12 protein-coding genes are annotated in these 16,962 nt (G+C 45.5%); 6 read left to right on the plus strand and 6 right to left on the minus strand.

What is annotated here, in order from left to right; genetic code table 11:
* Positions 1 to 68: 68 nt before the first annotated feature.
* The 5 genes from AC3IT7_RS11825 (at position 69) to rluB (ending at position 3,926) form a co-directional block, all read left to right on the plus strand.
* Positions 69 to 686: an L-threonylcarbamoyladenylate synthase gene (locus tag AC3IT7_RS11825; RefSeq protein WP_475654450.1), complete on the plus strand. Its 618-nt coding sequence runs from the start codon at positions 69 to 71 to the stop codon at positions 684 to 686.
* A 43-nt stretch (positions 687 to 729) separates the two neighbouring features.
* Positions 730 to 1,014, plus strand: coding sequence for a hypothetical protein (locus AC3IT7_RS11830; RefSeq protein ID WP_489248595.1), 285 nt, complete (start codon positions 730 to 732; stop codon positions 1,012 to 1,014).
* A 400-nt stretch (positions 1,015 to 1,414) separates the two neighbouring features.
* Positions 1,415 to 2,209, plus strand: coding sequence for a segregation and condensation protein A (locus AC3IT7_RS11835; protein WP_489248596.1), 795 nt, complete (start codon positions 1,415 to 1,417; stop codon positions 2,207 to 2,209).
* Positions 2,206 to 2,796 carry an SMC-Scp complex subunit ScpB gene (gene scpB / locus AC3IT7_RS11840; protein ID WP_475654447.1) on the plus strand — a complete coding sequence of 197 codons (591 nt, stop codon included), beginning with the start codon at positions 2,206 to 2,208 and terminating at the stop codon, positions 2,794 to 2,796. The genes AC3IT7_RS11835 and scpB overlap by 4 nt, the downstream gene beginning before the upstream one ends.
* A gap of 41 nt (positions 2,797 to 2,837) precedes the next feature.
* Complete coding sequence (gene rluB, locus AC3IT7_RS11845) at positions 2,838 to 3,926, plus strand: 23S rRNA pseudouridine(2605) synthase RluB (protein ID WP_100357338.1); 1,089 nt, start codon at positions 2,838 to 2,840, stop codon at positions 3,924 to 3,926.
* 55 nt (positions 3,927 to 3,981) lie between these two features.
* Here the strand turns inward: rluB and AC3IT7_RS11850 are convergent, their stop codons facing one another.
* The 6 genes from AC3IT7_RS11850 to AC3IT7_RS11875 are packed head-to-tail and all read right to left on the minus strand — an operon-like array spanning position 3,982 to position 13,444.
* The gene (locus AC3IT7_RS11850) at positions 3,982 to 5,718 is read right to left on the minus strand and encodes an ABC transporter ATP-binding protein (RefSeq protein WP_489248597.1); all 1,737 of its coding nucleotides are present in this window, start codon (positions 5,716 to 5,718) and stop codon (positions 3,982 to 3,984) included.
* A gap of 10 nt (positions 5,719 to 5,728) precedes the next feature.
* On the minus strand, positions 5,729 to 6,877 hold the full coding sequence (locus AC3IT7_RS11855) for an ABC transporter permease (RefSeq protein ID WP_489248598.1): 1,149 nt from the start codon (positions 6,875 to 6,877) through the stop codon (positions 5,729 to 5,731).
* A gap of 7 nt (positions 6,878 to 6,884) precedes the next feature.
* Positions 6,885 to 7,823, minus strand: coding sequence for an ABC transporter permease (locus AC3IT7_RS11860; RefSeq protein WP_005095968.1), 939 nt, complete (start codon positions 7,821 to 7,823; stop codon positions 6,885 to 6,887).
* 12 nt (positions 7,824 to 7,835) lie between these two features.
* Positions 7,836 to 9,842 carry a M3 family metallopeptidase gene (locus AC3IT7_RS11865; RefSeq protein WP_489248599.1) on the minus strand — a complete coding sequence of 669 codons (2,007 nt, stop codon included), beginning with the start codon at positions 9,840 to 9,842 and terminating at the stop codon, positions 7,836 to 7,838.
* A gap of 19 nt (positions 9,843 to 9,861) precedes the next feature.
* Complete coding sequence (locus AC3IT7_RS11870; RefSeq protein WP_489248600.1) at positions 9,862 to 11,664, minus strand: ABC transporter substrate-binding protein; 1,803 nt, start codon at positions 11,662 to 11,664, stop codon at positions 9,862 to 9,864.
* Positions 11,665 to 11,686: 22 nt separating this feature from the next.
* Positions 11,687 to 13,444 (minus strand): ABC transporter substrate-binding protein, encoded by a 1,758-nt coding sequence (locus AC3IT7_RS11875; protein ID WP_489248601.1) that lies wholly within the window; start codon positions 13,442 to 13,444, stop codon positions 11,687 to 11,689.
* A 738-nt stretch (positions 13,445 to 14,182) separates the two neighbouring features.
* Between AC3IT7_RS11875 and AC3IT7_RS11880 the strand changes: the two genes are divergently transcribed.
* Positions 14,183 to 16,849, plus strand: a complete 2,667-nt coding sequence (locus AC3IT7_RS11880) for a TonB-dependent receptor (protein ID WP_489248602.1) — start codon at positions 14,183 to 14,185, stop codon at positions 16,847 to 16,849.
* Positions 16,850 to 16,962 lie beyond the last annotated feature (113 nt).

Below are 16,962 nucleotides of genomic sequence, written 5' to 3' on the forward strand. Positions count from 1 at the left end.
TTTGTGATTGCCAGACCTCGCTACAGCGCCACATAATAGGCCATCAGTCCAAGCCTGGAGTAGACTCTATGCTGCATTTACGCGTACACCCCGATAATCCGCAACCCCGCTTAATCAGTCAGGCCGTGGAACGTATCCGTGCCGGTGATGTGGTGGTTTATCCCACCGATGCTGCCTATGCCATTGGCTGTCAGATTGGAAACAAGAGTGCCATGGAGCGGATTGCGCAAATTCGTGGACTCGGCCCGAAACATCAATATGCAATCCTGTGCTGTGATTTGTCCGATATTGCCACCTATGCCAAAGTGGACAATGCCATGTATCGCTTACTCAAGAATAATACGCCTGCGGTCACAACCTTTATTTTACCTGCCACCAGTCAGGTACCAAAACGCTTGATGCATCCGAAAAAGAAAACCATTGGCCTACGTATTCCGAATAATCCGGTGTGTCAGATGTTACTGCAAGAACTCGGTGAGCCCTTATTAACCTCTACCCTGATTTTGCCGGATCAGAGCGATCCACTCGATGATCCTTATGATATTGAAATGCAACTGGGCAAACGTATTGATGTTTTTGTCGATAGCGGCTTGGGTACATTAAGCACGACTTCTATTATTGATTTATCCGGTGATCATCCAGAGATTATTCGTCGTGGCGTGGGTGATGTCAGTGCATTTGAATAGATAATGCCATCCAGCTTTTAGCCCTTTGCGGGAGTCAGCGTCTATGGATTTATTTTATATCCTCCTGAACCAGCATGAATTTCCTGTACAGCAGCTGATCTATGCGGAACTGCCTTGGACCCTGCAATCCAGGGCTATCATGATCGAAGCAACGCCATCGCCTTGCACTCTGATCACTGTGGATCAGACTGAATACAGATTTTTCCTGCCACTGATGCTGGTTAGACGACTGCTTGGTTTCTATTCACATCAAAACTTATGCCTTTCGGAAATATGCCAGCGTCTGATCGAATTTGCTTCTGGTCAACATCAGCATTCGCCCTTCTAAGGCTCTTGAGCTCTAGATGGAGGATGGATTGCCGCTACATTCAGGGTCAAGCGTATTAAAATCGGTTCTGCCATTTGTATTCAAGCGCGTTTCATCCGCTTTTAAGCGAACTCAACTGTCCTAAAATAAGCCAGGATTCTTCATCTCGGCACTCAATTCAAGCCGTCTGATGCCCCCTGTCTTTCTGATCTATTCTGCCGCTTTTTTCGGTATCTGCTTTTAAATTACCAATAAATTCCATAATTTTTTTAAGTTTTTGTCTGTTTGACTCCTTATTTAATTTATTTAAAGTTACTTTTCCAGTACAATAACAGCGCTAAATCCTGTGCTTTTTATTCGATTGAATACCGAAGATCAAGCCTTTGCATGCCTTTGAAAATTCGCGTGGCCTATAATTGTAATGACTCAAATTATCCATAACACAATGGAATCTGCTCCGCACATTCGGGTTCTGGATGAATGGCAGGATACTATTCCAGAGGATTTGTATATTCCTCCAGCCGCATTTGAAATTTTATTAGAACATTTTGAAGGCCCACTCGACTTTTTAATTTATCTGATTCAAAAAAACGGTTTTGACCTGTTACAGGTGGATATTGCGCCGATTGCAGCGCAATACCTGTCCTATATGGATGCAATGAAATCCCTGAACATCGAGCTGACAGCCGACTATATGGTGATGGCGGCTCTACTGGCTGACCTGAAATCCCGTTTGCTGTTACCGAAACCCAAAAGTATTTCAGCGCTTGAGCAAGATCCCAAACAGGAACTGATTGACCGTTTAGAAAATTATTTAAGAATTAAACAGGCCGCAGAACGTCTGGGGCAGATGCCGGTTCTGGAACGTGATACTTTCCTGACCAATGTCAGTCTGGGCGAAGTCCAGCAGAACAATGAAGGCTATTCGATCGATTTACTGCGTGATGCCTTGCTGTGTGTCTTTAACCGGCCTGAACCGGTGATTCATCAGGTACAACAGGAACCGGTACTGCTAGAAGAACGCATTGCCTATATTGAAAGTTGTCTGGAATCCGGTGAAGTATTGTCTTTTGATGATTTGCTGAAACCGAGCCAGGGCCGTATGGGCATGGTGGTGACGTTTATGGCAGTACTGGAACTGACCCGGCAACAGAAAATTCAGATTATTGCTACCGGCATCGAAGCCCCGCTCGCAATTCAAGGAGCCAGTCAATGACACCGGATCAAACTACGCTAGTCTCGGCAGAAGATAATCTGCATGAAGTGTTGATGCAGCTTGAGGCGATTATTTTCGCCAGCGACTCTGCGGTTTCATTGGCGCGTCTGAAAGAAGCCTTTCAGGATCGTTATAGCAAGCAGGAATTACGACAGTACTTGCAGCAGCTTTCGATGCTGATGCATGGCCGTTCGATTGAACTGATTGAAACAGCACAAGGTTACCGTTTTCAAGTGCGTGCAAAATATCGTAATATTATTGCACAGACCTGGCCGGAGCGACCAACTCGCCTGTCGCCAGCACTACTTGAAACCCTTGCAGTGATCGCTTATCACCAGCCGGTGACCCGAGCCGATATAGAACAAATTCGTGGTGTGACGAATAACAGTCAGATTTTGCGTACGCTATTTGACTGGAACTGGATTAAAGAGTCCGGATTTCGTGAACTCCCTGGAAGACCTGCGTTGTTAATGACAACGCCACAATTTTTAAATGCGTTTGGCTTGAATTCTTTAGGCCAATTGCCTCCCCTGCAGGATGCCAAGGAAGCTTTTATGGCCCTCGATGCAAATGCACCGAAGTCATAAATAGGTGAACTGTTGATAATTATTTCTAAGGTTATGCTGTCATGAGTGAAAAATTGCAAAAGGTGCTTGCACGCGTTGGTTTGGGTTCTCGCCGTTATATGGAAGAAGTCATTGCCGCAGGTCGTGTCAGTGTCAATGGGCAAATTGCCCAAGTGGGTGAACGAATCGAACCAGGTGATGAGCTTCGCATCGATGGTCGTAAAGTTGCGTTCCAGATTGAAGACGAAATTCGTCGTCGTGTGATTATCTATTACAAACCTGAAGGCGAGATCTGCTCACGTAGCGATCCTGAAAACCGTCCGACTGTGTTTGAACAGTTACCTGCCATTCCGGGCGACCGCTGGGTCATGGTAGGCCGTCTGGATATTAACTCGACCGGTCTGTTATTGTTCACAAACGATGGTGAGCTGGCCAACCGCTTGATGCACCCATCCAATGAAATTGAACGTGAATATGCAGTTCGTGTCATGGGTGAAGTTACGCCACAGATCCGTAACAACATGCTTAAAGGTGTGGTGTTAGATGATGGCCCGGCAAAATTTGAATCTTTCTCTGAACTTGGTGGTGACGGGATTAACCGCTGGTTCCAGGTGGTGGTAAAAGAAGGTCGTAACCGTGAAGTTCGTCGTATCTTTGAATCTCAAGGCCTGAAAGTCAGCCGTCTGCTGCGTACCCGTTATGGTACTGTGATTCTGCCACGTGAACTGCGTACCGGTCGCTGGATTGAACTGGATAAAAACGATATCGACAACCTGACCAAAGCGGTGGAATTAAAACCACGTCAAGGTACAGGCCTGTTTGGTATGGCGAAACGTCGTAACGAGCGTATGCAGGACAAACCGATGGCGGCACGTCGTGGCGGTTTCTTGCGTCAGCAACGTCGTGACAGTGATGAGCAACCACAAAACAATACTGGCCGTGAGCGTCGTGATGACAATGCCTATGGTCGTCGTGACAGAGCTGAAAACCAGAATGGCACTCAGTTTGTGCGTCGTGACAACCGTGACGGCAATACTCAGTTCCCGCGTCGTGACAGTCGTCCGGATCAAGGTTTTGGTCGCCGTGAAGAGCGTGATGAAAATGCGCCGCGCCGTCCATACGGAATCAATAAAGGCTTTAAAAAGTTTTAATTGAAACCAATAAAAAAGTCAGGCACATTGCCTGACTTTTTTTATGCATGATGTATTAAGAACTTTGTGGAATCCCTTGCGGAATGGCACTGAGTAAGCGCTTGGTATATTCATGCTGTGGCGATTGATACAGCTCATCTGAATTGGCAATTTCCACCAATTCGCCATGATTCAGCACCATGATCTGATCTGAAATATACTTCACTACCGACAAGTCATGTGAAATAAAGATATAGCTCAGACCGAATTCATCCTGCAAATCTTGCAGTAAATTCAGCACCTGTGCCTGTACTGATACATCCAGCGCCGAGACCGATTCATCACATATCAAAATCTCGGGTTTTAAGGTCAGGCAACGTGCAATTGCAATCCGCTGGCGCTGACCACCGGAAAACTCATGCGGGTAGCGATAAAAAGCCTGAGCAGGCAAGCTGACCCGTTCCAGCAGATCCAGAGCCATTTGTTTGCGTTCGGCATCATCCTGGCCGATCTTGTGGATCTGCATCGGTTCCATCAGGATTTGCCCGACAGTAAAACGCGGATTCAGAGACGCATAGGGATTCTGGAAAATGATCTGGATTTTACGTTGATACTGGTTAAATTCCTTGTCAGACATTTCCAGAATATCCCGGCCCTGAAACAGCGCTTTACCGCCTGTGGCCTGCTGCAAGCGCATCAGTAACAGGCCAATGGTGGTTTTACCCGAGCCCGATTCGCCAACCAGCCCCAGGGTTTTACCTTTGGCCAGCTGAAAAGAAACACCTTTGACTGCCTGAAATTCATCTTTGCCAAACAGTCCCTTACGGCTGTAAAAAGATTTTTTCAGATCACGCACATCCAGAATAATTTCTTCTCCACCTTTAAGCCCGCGTGAGCGCTGCGGAAGCTGGCGATTCAGGTGAATATCCTCCAGCCAGCTTGAACCATCCTGCTTCATAAAATCACTGATCATTGGCAAACGTAGCGGACGTTGCGACAACTGTGGACGGCAATGCAATAAAGCCCGGGTATACATATCCTGAGGTCGATCCAGTACATCCTGAACCAGACCCTGTTCACGAATTTCACCATGTCGCATCACGATCACCCGATCGGCAATTTCCCCCACCAGCGCCAGGTCATGGGTAATGAACAGCATCGACATCTGACGACGCTGACGCAGCGATTCCAGCAAATCCAGAATCTGTTTTTGAATGGTCACATCCAGTGCAGTGGTCGGTTCGTCGGCAATCAGCAGTTTGGGTTCACAGGCAATTGCCATGGCAATCATGACCCGTTGCTGCTGCCCGCCAGAAAGCTGTCCCGGATAGGCATCGATTTTGGTTTCAGGTGCAGGAATACCGACTTCCTTAAGTAATTCCAGGCTACGTTGCCGCGCCTGCTTTTTATTCATGCCTAAATGGAGTTGCAGAATTTCTGCAATCTGCATGCCGACGGTAAACACCGGATTGAGCGAAGACATCGGCTCCTGAAAAATCATGGCAATGTCTTTACCACACATCTGGCGCATGTCACGGGTTTTCAGCTGGAGCAGATTTTTTCCTTCAAAGATAATCTGGCTGTCTTCAGAAATACGCGCGCTTTCTGCCGGCAGCAGGCCCATGGTCGCCAGTGAAGTGACTGATTTGCCACTTCCCGATTCTCCGACCAGTGCCACCGTGGTATTGGCAGGGATCTCGAAAGAAACCCCTTTCACGGTTTCGATATATTGTTTATTTTCACCCTTAAAACTGACACGCAGATTTTCCACGCGAAGTAACGCAGGTGCTGTGCTTGGATTGATTTCAGACATGGTTGCGCTCCTATTTCAGTTTTGGATCTAATGCATCACGGAGTGCATCGGTAAACATCGAAAAAGCCGTCACCAGTATCGCCATTGCAATCGAGGCTGCGGCCAGTTGCCACCATTTACCTAAAATCAGCTCGCTTTGTGCTTCATTCAGCATGCTTCCCCATGACACGACACCAATCGGCACGCCAAAACCGAGAAAGCTCAAAATCACTTCGGACTTGATAAAGGCCACCACCAGAATGGACATTTGCACCAGCGCAATATGACTGACATTGGGAAAAATATGGACAAACATCCGCCGTAAATTACTCACCCCGATTGCTTTGGCTGCCAGCACATATTCACGTGCCGTATGTTTCATGTACTCGGCACGAACCAGACGAAAAACCCCGGTCCAGCCGGTCAGGCCTAAAATCAGGATAATCGATAAAACCCCTTTCTGCTGTAATACCGCAGCAATTGCCAGGACCAGCAATAAATAAGGAATTGAAGTAAAGATATTATAAAACCAGTTCAGGAGATCATCGACCCAGCCACCAAAATAGCCGGCCAATGCACCCAGTAGCGTACCGATAATGACGGCAACAAAGGCCGCCACCAGTCCGACCACAATCGAGGTTTCTGCACCTTTAATGGTTTTTTGTAAAACATCCTGCCCCCATTTGTCTGCGCCAAAGATCAGGCTCTGCTTTAATTCGCTGTCCTGATCTAACAGTTGCCCGCCGAGTTGCTGATCAATAACCCGCATATCTTCAGCCAGCGGATCTGTCACACCGTAGTAATCAATAGCGCCAGCACCCTGTTCAGCAGCAATTTCAGCATTCAGTTCAGCAATCACATCTTTTAAAGGATCTGCTGGGTTGACGGGTAACACCACAGATTCTGCCTGTTTTTCTTCATCAGAAGTCGCCGGTACGGGCGCGGTACTGATAAAACTCGGCGGTGCATAACTGACCGCAACTTCTTTATTCCAGTCCTTGGCAATAAAACCGCTAATGGAAAGTAAAAGCAGCAGCAGATAAAACAGCACCACCAACAAGGAAAACATGGCTATCCGGTCGCGCTTCAAACGGCGCATGGCCAGTTGCCACAATCCGGTCGAAGTAGACTCAGGCATCGCTTGAGCATCTTGCTCTTTTTTAAATATCGCACTCAGCATAATTCACCTACTTCAACTGTACGCGTGGATCGACCCATTTATAGATCAGATCGGCTATCAGGTTGAATATCATGGTCGCAGCGGCAACATAGACCGTAATCGCTTTAATTACCGGAAAATCGGAACGCTCTACGGCAATAATCACTTCACGGCCAATCCCCGGAATACCAAAAAAACGTTCAATCAGGAAGGCGCCAATCAGTAAAGCCGGAAGTCCCGCCATCACATCGGTAATAATTGGAATCGAGGCATTCCGTAGTACATGCACGCCCAGAATCCGGCTTTCACCCAGACCTTTGGCCCGCGCGGTACGCACATAATCCTGATTGACTTCGTCCAGCACAAAACTGCGGTACAGGCGTAGCGTCGGGGCAATACTCACCACCAGCATAATCAGCACAGGCAGCAAGGCGTATTTGAAAAGATTGTCGGCGAAATTATCACTCCAGCCCTGTACCGGGAACCAGCTCAACTCATAAGCGAGGAAATACTGGAATACAATGATATACACCAGAATACTGATCGACATGCCAATGGTACACAGCATCATGATCATGCGATCGGTCAGACTGCCGCGGACTGAGGCCACACCCAAGGCCAAAATGATGGAAATAATGGTTTGCAGAATGGTCAATGGAATCAGAATGGTCAGTGAAGGCCCCAGACGGGTGCTGATGATTTGTGACACCGACTCGCCGGTACTCCAGCTCACGCCATAATCAAAGGTTAAAATCTGCTTGATAAAGATCCACAGTTGCACGTAGTACGGTTGATCGACCCCAAGCTGTTGCCGGATGTTTTCAATCTGTTCTGCATTGGCCATCTTACCGGCGAGAATATAGGCAGGATCGCCTCCCACCCAGTTAAATAACAGGAAAATCAGCAAAATCACCCCAAGCATGGTCGGGATCATTTGCCAGAGCCGTCGAATAATATATGCCAGCATCGCTTGCCTTCCTTAATTTTTTCCAGAGATTTCATTAAAGAACGCTTTGCTGTCCGGTTCACGACCCAGGAAGTCTTTCACCATCTGCTCGCCATGTTTCTGTCCACCTTGGGCAAGAATCGTATTGCGATAATGCGCACCGACTTTTTTATTCATCAGCTGGTCGCCAAAGGCTGACAGCATATCCAGCGCAATCACCTCAGACCACATATAGCTGTAATAGCCGGCCTGATAGCCACCCATGAGATGCCCGAACTGTCCCGGGAACTGCTGACCCGGCACATAACCCAAGGCAGTCTTGCTTTCCATTTCTTGCCAGAGTTTTAAAGGCTCAATGTTTTTTGCATCTTTGCTATGTAAGGCCATATCATATTGGGCATATAAAGTCTGACGTGCATAATGCAGACCACGACCATAATTTTTCACGTCTTTAAGACGTTCCGTCATGGCAGCATCGACACGTGGACAGGCTGGTTCACAGTAATCGGCAACTTTTGACAAGGTTTCCAGACGACGCGCCCATTCTTCATACATCTGTGACGGTGCTTCTACCAGGTCACGTTCTACCGATGTACCCGACTGTTCTGAATAGCGGGTCTTGGATAAAATTCCGTGCAGCGCATGGCCCATTTCATGCACGAAGGTTTCCAGTTCATTGCTGTTTAGACCTTTACGGTTAAAGTTGGTCACCAGTACCGAGACCGGACGGCGCTGATTCAGGGTACTGCCGCCATAGGCGCCCCAGACGGCTGCATGCCCATATTTACCTTCACGCGGGTATTTGTCGACATATAATCCGCCCAAGAATTCACCGGTAGCACTATCATGTACCGCATAGTATTCCACTTCATCGTGCCAGGCCTTGACTTTCACCGGCTTGAATTCGATGCCATAGAGTTCTGAAGAAACAGCAAATAACCATTTCTGTGCCGCTTCGGTCGGGAAGTAATCGCGCAGTTTTTCCTGGTCAACCTTATATTTGGCCTGACGCAGTTTTTCGCTCCAATAACCCTGATTCCAGCGGGCAATTTCGGCTTTCTCGAGTGGCACTTTTAAGGTCTCGGCTTTAAACTGGCGTAACTCCTGAACATCCTTCTGCTCTAAAGGTGCAACCTTGCTATAGACCTCATCTAGAAAAGAATTCACCGCTTCCGGGGTTTTTGCCATGCGAAATTCAAGCGCTGAATGCGCATAGCTTTCTTTATCAAAAAGTTGAGCCATCTCATAACGCAGATCAATGGCTTTTTTCATAAATTGCAGGTTTTGTTCCGTGCCACGGCGGGTATAAGCAGTCTGGTAACGTTTACGCGCTTCATCACTTTCTGCCAGCTCCATAAATGGCTGGTATTCCGGATAATCAAAGCCGAGCAGATAATTGCCTTTCGCATTTTTCTTTAAATTTGCAATATAGCTCTCTGGCAGACCTTTCATTTCTGCTGGAGTAAATTCGACTTTGTTCGGATTATCACGAACATTTTTGGCAAAATCCTGAGACAGTTTGGTCGATTCCTCAATGATTTCTTTCAGGCGTTTTTGCTTTTCTGCACTGAGTTGTACCCCGGTCTTTTCAAACTGATCCAGAATGTCTTGCAAGAATTTCTGATCGACCGGATCGCTGGCTTTCAGTTTTTTGAACTGGGCATACAGTTTCGGATTCTGGTACAGCGTGGTCTGGTATTTGCTGATTTTAAGTTCGCAGTCATCCGCGGCCTGACGCAATGCAGGATCCGGATCGACATTACTATATAGTCCGACTGCCGCACTAAAATCCCGGGCTTTGGCATGTAACTCATCCCATTCCGCCAGATAAGCTCCCGCCTTGGCTTTATTTTTAATTTTCCGATTTTCAAATATCAGAATATCTTTTTGCATGCTGGCCAGATTGGCATCACATAAAGCTGGAATTTCTATCGCTTTAAACAATGGCAGCAGTTGAGTTTGAGTTTCTGCTGCCAGCCCCTGATATCCCCCCATCATCACTAAACATAAACTACTTAATTTTAAGGACTTTGATTTCATATTTATCTCCAGATTTTTCTTACTTTTTGCTATCAATATCGATATACATCCACTCTGAAGACAGAATCGGATGGTTTTTATAACCAATGACCCGGGGTTGCGACAAGACATTACGATAAGTGCTGTACAGCATCAGCGCTGGCATGTTGACTTCCATAATTCGGGACATTTTGCGATAAATCGCATCACGTTCCGGGCTGGCAGGCATACTTTGGGTTTGTTCATACAGGCGGTCAAATTCAGGATGTTTAAAGCAGGCATTGTTGGTGACATTGACATTCTTGCCATAAAACAGTTGCATGAAGTTGTCTGCATCCGGATAGTCTGCAATCCAGGCCGAGCCTTTAAACATGGTCTTACATTGTTTTTCCAGCTTGATCGCTTCTGCAAATGGCATGGCTTTGCTGACCATCTTGATCTGAATATTGTCCAGGGCTTTTTTCCAGAATTCTGCCTGCTGCTGGCCACGACTGGTATTACCGACAATCAGTTCAATCTCGAGAGGCTTACCGTCCGGCTGTCTGCGCCAGCCATCGGCTCCGACTTTATATTGATAACGGTCAAGCAGCATATTGGCCGCCTTGACCGAATAGGGAATACTGCTTTTATAATCTGCCGAATAACCGACCACCCCTGGTGGTATCGGCATCTGCAATTTATTGGCATCGCCCTTGAGCAAGACACTGATCATGTTGTCCGTCGAATAAGCCATGGCCATGGCACGCCGCAGCGCAATTTTTTCCTTGCTGAAACCACCCACCACAGGATTCTGCATATTCCAGTAATGGTAACCAATCAGCGGATCGGTAATTCGGGATAACTGGATCCCTTTTTGTTTTAAGGATGGTTTGAGCACCCCATTTTCAAGCGCCTGAACCACCATGTCGCCGTCAATTTCGGTCATGTCCAGTTCATTTTTATTAAAGGCCAACCAGCGTGACTGGGCCTCCTCAATGACCCGAATATCAATCGTGCCAATTTGCGGCATTTTTTTGCCCTGTAATGCATCTACAATAGGCTGGTCTTCGCTGCTACTGGCTTTAAAGTTCCAGACAAAGCCCCGGTAGTTCGGGCTGGCTTTTAAAATAATACGTGAACCCGGAGTCCAGCGCGATAACAGATAAGGTCCGGTACCGACAGGTCGCTCCATCACAAAACCGGCTTTATTACGGTACTTTTCAATAACTTCACGGGCAACTGCAGCTGCCGGGCCATGTGCCAGTAACATCGGAAAGTTTTGATCCGGTTTGGTCAGTTTTAAAATCAGGGTATAACGGTCTGGGGTTTGAATGCCTTCAAAGGGATTGTCATAGACTTTGCCGTTCTTTTTCCCTAAAGCCACCCATGCGTCCAGGCCTTCAATCCGGCCATCTAGCAACCAGCTATTCGGTGAATGTAAATTTGGATCAAGCAGGCGCTTCAATGAATAGGCATAATCATAAGCCGTAAGTTCACGTTTCTGACCTTTAAACACCGGATCATCGGCGAAGTAAATGCCTTTTCTGATTTTGATGGTATAGGTAAGACCGTCTGCACTGACCTCGGGCATGGCAACCGCAGTATTGGGAATCAGCTTGGCAGGTGTTGCCAGATAGTCATAGCTAAACAGGTTTTCAAAAATCGCGCTATTAACCCGGGCTGAATAGGCATCGTGTGTGGCGGCAGGATCAAATCCGGTTTCTGCCACCGGAAAAACATCCCGAATCACCTTTTTAGGATCTGCAGGATTAACGGCCCATGTGGGTACAACCCCTGCCATCATCAAACTGGCAACTAAAACCCCACTTGCCAGTTTTTTTAAAGTATTTGAATTTACGTTCATACTGGTTCTTAATCTTCTCAAGTTATTTTTTAACAGGTTCAATATCCAGATATTGCCAAACAGAATTCATGATTGGGTGTGCTTTAAAGCCTTTGACCTGAGGATGGATCAGCCAGTTACGCACCCGGGTATTGTGTAAAATCCAGGGATTGTCGGCTTCGATTTGCCGGTTCATTTTTTCATAATAGGGCGTACGCTGACTTGGTGGCAATTTCATGGCAGCCTGATACAGTGCATCATACGCTTTAGAGGTATAGCAACTCAGGTTGCCCTGCTGTGCATTTGGGCCGTAGAGCAATTGCGCAAAATTCTCTCCTTCCGGATAATCTGCAATCCAGGCCCCGCCCCACAGCATATGCTTGCATTGCGTGGCTTCTTTCAGGTTATCGGCGAAATTACTGATTTTAAACTCAATCCGCAAACCAATGGCATCCAGATTTTTTTTCCATAATTCGGCTGCAATAATGGAAGAACTGGAACTGGTCGAGTTCATTTTGAGTATCAAAGGTTTACCGTCAGGCAAGGTACGGTAGCCATCTGCACCTTTTTTATAGCCAAAACGGTCAAGCAGCTTGTTGGCCAGGAGCGGATTATAGGCAATACTATTTTTATAATCTGGATTATGCCCATTCACGCCTTCGGGAATAGTCATTTCGGCTTTATCTGCATGTCCTTTATACAGCTGTTTAATGGCTTCACTCTGGTTATACGACAAGGCAATGGCCCGACGCAGGGCGATTTTTTCTAATGTATTCCCACCCACCACAGGGTCGCGCATATTCATGATGGTATAGGTAATTTCTGCATCTTTATTGGGATAATGCAAAATGCCTTTTTGCCTGTATTCGTCTTTGAGCTGTTTATTGACCAGAGCCTGTTCAGCACCACTTGCGGTAAGCCGGTCATAATCCAGTTGGCCCGATTTAAGGGCCAGCCAGCGTGACTGTTCTTCTTCAATAATACTGACCTTGACCATGCCAATTTGCGGCATTTTCTTGCCGTGCATGTCTTTTACCAGAGCTTGATCCCAGGCAGTATTTTCACCCTTAAAATTCCAGGTAAATCCCCGGTAATCTGGATTGGCTTTCAATTCAATCCGGCTACGTGGCACATATTTATGCAGTTGGTACGGCCCTGTCCCAACCGGATGCTGCCCCGCACGTGCGCCATAATACTCAATCACTTCTCTGGTGGTACCGCTAAAAGTGACATAGGCCATGATATAAGGGAAATTAAAGTCGGAACGCGTAAGCGTGATTTGTAAGGTATGTTTGTCCAGTGCCTTAAGTCCTGCAATCGGCGCATCGTAATTAAATTGACCAGAACTTTTGGCCTGCTGGATGACAGCATCTGCGCCGAGAATTTTACCCTCGATAAACGAAAATGTCGGCGAATGATTTTTAGGATCCATGACCCTCTTCATGGAATAAATATAGTCCTCAGCAACCAGCTCACGCTTTTTACCCTTAAATGCCGGATCATCACTAAAATAGATGCCGGGTTTAATCTTGAAGGTATAGACCTTGCCATCCTGCTCGATCTTGGGCAAGGCTTCCGCAGTATTCGGAGTTAAAGTGGCTGGTCGTGCCAGATAGTCGTAACGTAATAAGGGTTCAAAAATTGCTTCAGCAATACTGCCACTATAAAAATTATAGGTCTTGACCATGTCGAAACCATCATCAGGCGCTTCAAATGCAATATTCAAAACTTTATCTGGTTGTGCAGGCGATTTTGCTGAAACCCCTTCTGCCGAGACCATTGCCAGTGCTAGAACTGTCATCCTTAAAATTACTGATTTCAAATTCATACCTATTTTTGTTGGTTTAAGTCATTAAAATGAGTAAGTTTTTTTATACGCATTAATCACTTTTCATTTGCCTGATGTTTTTGTTATTGTTCAACATTCAGCCTCTATGATGAATTTAGTCTTTTAAAGCTAATTTCATGCCACCCTAAGTTTTAAGTAACAATTAAGTTCTTTGTATAGCAAAAAGCATATTTTTATTAATCATTTAAATTAATATTTATTTAAAATATTACTTAGATACAATTTGTAGGATTTATTGCATTAATCCTACAATGAGTTTCAAGTTGTTGCACAAAAATAAGTCACTCATGAGTCATTTTATAGCACATCTTATTTCAGCTATTAACAATCAGATCAAATAAATCCATATTTTTTAGTCATTAATCTATAACGATGAGTCAATAATATTTTTCTAATAAAGTATTCATACTCTGTGTTTCAGAATTTTAAAATATCGACCAGTTCACACATTTTTCACATAATGCTTAACAACAATCCATATTACTGATTTGCAATATCATTTTTTCTTATCATTTCCAATACAGCTCATCCGTTTTCGCTGACGCACAAGTTCTTCCTTTCTAAACTGTTATAAATTAAATACTTCTTAATATTTTGAATTTTTTACAAGACTTCCAGCCAACTTGGCACTTGCTTTGCTTAAAAAAAATACAGCATTATCTTCACACAACAAGAAAGGTGAACTTTACGATGAAAATAAACAAATTAGTCGGATCTATGGGGGCTCCAACAGTTGGCAAAACAATACTCAAGTTAAGTACGCTTACCTTGAGTATGATGTGTTTGTCTTTGGCGCATGCAGCCGATGCACCAGAAAACTCCGCTACACAACCGACCAAGGTTCAAAAAGTGACAGTGACGGGTTCATCTATCAAAGGGGTAGCTGCACAAAGTGCCTCTCCTATCACTGTACTTAAAGTTGAAGATCTGGTGAATCAGGGGGTCACCACGGTTGAAGAAGCCATTAATAAAGTAAGTGCGAACCAGGCAGGTTTTGCAGTTTCCCAAAATATCGGTAAAAGCAATACTTCGGGTTCTGCTGCCAACCTTCGTGGTATAGGTACCGATAAAACCCTGGTTTTATTAAATGGCCGTCGTTTAGCCAACAGCCCCTTCAGTACTTCTGAGGTTAACCTGAATATCATTCCACTGGCGATGGTTGAACGTATCGAGATTCTGCGTGATGGTGCTTCTGCTGTATATGGTGCAGATGCAATTGCGGGGGTAATTAACTTTATTATTAAAAAAGAATATCAAGGTTTTGGTATTTCCGGTGGCCTGCAAGCACCTGAAGAAAAAAATGGCGACAAGTATGATGTCTCTATTTTCGGTGGTTATGGCGATCTGGATGAACAAGGTTTTAACGTTTACGGGGTAATCGATTATCGTACTTCTGACATGATCATGGCCAAAGATCGTAAAGTCAGCCGTCGTGGTGGCCTAATTCCTGAACTCAACATGGCGATTGGTTCCGGTTCGGGCTTTCCTGCCAACTTGCAATCCTCAACTCTAGGCATAGTTAACCCTTATATTAACCAGAACTGTAATAATGCTCCAAATATGTTCATCTCAGGGAGTCGCTGCCTGTTAAATACTCAAGCACTCATTGGCATTACTCCAGATGAAGAAACCTTTTCTGCTTTAGCCAAAGGTACATTTAAACTCACCGATTCATTAAATGCCGTTGCTGAATATATTTATACCGAAAGTGAAGTGACCACTTCAATTGCCCCAGACGTATGGGCTGGAACCCTTTCTATTCCAGATACCAGCAAATACTACCCGGGCCAAGGTATTACGCCAGGCATTGATGGTCTGACAGATACAAGAGTCCCACTTTTTTTACGTTCACAGTCAGGTAACCGTGTTTCTCAGTCAGTGAATGAATCTAACCGCTTCTTTGCAGGAATCGAAGGTGAAGTTTTAGGCTGGGATGTAAATGGTGGCGTAACCTATGCCAAAAGTGAAGCAACTGACAATTTTGTCAGTGGTTATCTGAACCAGAGTCAGGTTCAGGCTGCACTTAACGATGGCACTCTGAATCCATTTGGTCCTCAGGCAGCTGCAGATGCTGGAAAATGGTCGACCTTTGATGTAGCAGGCGCGACCAATATGGCTAGCCTGGATTCCACCACAGTGGACTTCACTATCAGTCGTCCAATCTACGAACTGCCCGCTGGTGAAGTTGGCTTTGCTTTAGGCGGAAGCTTTACCACCCAGGACTGGGAAGCCAAGGTCAATGCGGATCTGGTTCGACAGGTTCCAGGCAGTGGTATTGATCCAAATAAACCTGCAAGCTCTGGTGACCGTGATATTACTGCAGTCTTTACCGAATTTCACATTCCAATCTTGCCGAGCTTAGAAGCTCAACTTGCAGCACGTTATGATGACTATAGTGACTTTGGTGACACTTTCAACCCAAAAGTCTCTCTACGCTGGGAACCACTGAAAGAACTGATGTTCCGCAGCTCTTATAGCACAGGATTCCGTGCACCAAGTATGTGGGAAATAAACTCTTTACAAAGTGAAACCAATACCAGCACCAACTTTAATAACCCGCGTTTTTGTAATGCGGACGGCACAGCGAACAATATCGAGTTTGCCGATCAGTGTGGTATGCAGTTCAAGCGTAAACAGGGTGGTAACCCGGACTTACAGCCGGAAGAATCAACCTCTTTTACAGCCGGTTTCGTCTATGAGCCGATCAAGAATCTGGTCTTTACTGCCGATTACTACAATATTGACATTGAAGGTCTAGTTAGCTCAGTTACACCTAATGATATTTTCAATGATCTTGATCGCTATGGCAACCTGATCGTTTATGCACCAGATGGCCGTATTCAGTATTTAAATACCACCTTACAAAATATGGGTGGCTTAAAAACTGAAGGGATTGACCTTAGCCTGAATTATTTAACCCCAATGACAGCGACCGGCCGCTTCGGTTTCGGCATTGATGGGACCTATGTCATCAAAATGGATGAGCAAGAAGAACCGGGTGGTTCATGGAAAGGTTTGGTGGGCATCTATGATGATCCTGCTGTAGTGCGCTGGAGACATATTGCCAATATTAACTGGTCTTATGAAAACTGGAAAATGAGACTAGAACAACAATATATCCGTGGTTATGAAGACTTTTCACAAGAACGTGATGTAAGTGCTTATACGCTTTATAACTTTGCAGGAACCTATAACGGATTCAAGAATCTGGAACTAACTGCTGGTATCCGTAACATGTTTGATGCGGAACCACCTGCTTCTGATGCAACCAACAATGCCCAATATGGCTATGACCCTCGTCATGGTGACCCAATGGGCCGTACCTACTTCCTGCGTGGTACCTATAAATTCTTTTAATTAATTAATTCGCAAACACTGCTGCCAAGCGGTGTTTGCAGTTTTCCCCGTTTAATTTTAGTCGAACAAAAAAATAATGCTGCCTGTAACCAAAAACAATTTTCTCATCAGTG

The organism is Acinetobacter sp. KH_038, from assembly GCF_057839405.1.

Excerpts from the sequence above, each read along its gene's own strand:
- AC3IT7_RS11870 (WP_489248600.1), bottom strand. The coding sequence starts at position 11,664 with ATGAACGTAAATTCAAATACTTTAAAAAAACTGGCAAGTGGGGTTTTA.
- AC3IT7_RS11860 (WP_005095968.1), bottom strand. The coding sequence starts at position 7,823 with ATGCTGGCATATATTATTCGACGGCTCTGGCAAATGATCCCGACCATG.
- AC3IT7_RS11830 (WP_489248595.1), top strand. The coding sequence starts at position 730 with ATGGATTTATTTTATATCCTCCTGAACCAGCATGAATTTCCTGTACAG.
- scpB (WP_475654447.1), top strand. The coding sequence starts at position 2,206 with ATGACACCGGATCAAACTACGCTAGTCTCGGCAGAAGATAATCTGCAT.
- AC3IT7_RS11825 (WP_475654450.1), top strand. The coding sequence starts at position 69 with ATGCTGCATTTACGCGTACACCCCGATAATCCGCAACCCCGCTTAATC.
- AC3IT7_RS11855 (WP_489248598.1), bottom strand. The coding sequence starts at position 6,877 with ATGCTGAGTGCGATATTTAAAAAAGAGCAAGATGCTCAAGCGATGCCT.
- rluB (WP_100357338.1), top strand. The coding sequence starts at position 2,838 with ATGAGTGAAAAATTGCAAAAGGTGCTTGCACGCGTTGGTTTGGGTTCT.
- AC3IT7_RS11875 (WP_489248601.1), bottom strand. The coding sequence starts at position 13,444 with ATGACAGTTCTAGCACTGGCAATGGTCTCGGCAGAAGGGGTTTCAGCA.
- AC3IT7_RS11835 (WP_489248596.1), top strand. The coding sequence starts at position 1,415 with ATGACTCAAATTATCCATAACACAATGGAATCTGCTCCGCACATTCGG.
- AC3IT7_RS11865 (WP_489248599.1), bottom strand. The coding sequence starts at position 9,842 with ATGAAATCAAAGTCCTTAAAATTAAGTAGTTTATGTTTAGTGATGATG.
- AC3IT7_RS11850 (WP_489248597.1), bottom strand. The coding sequence starts at position 5,718 with ATGTCTGAAATCAATCCAAGCACAGCACCTGCGTTACTTCGCGTGGAA.
- AC3IT7_RS11880 (WP_489248602.1), top strand. The coding sequence starts at position 14,183 with ATGAAAATAAACAAATTAGTCGGATCTATGGGGGCTCCAACAGTTGGC.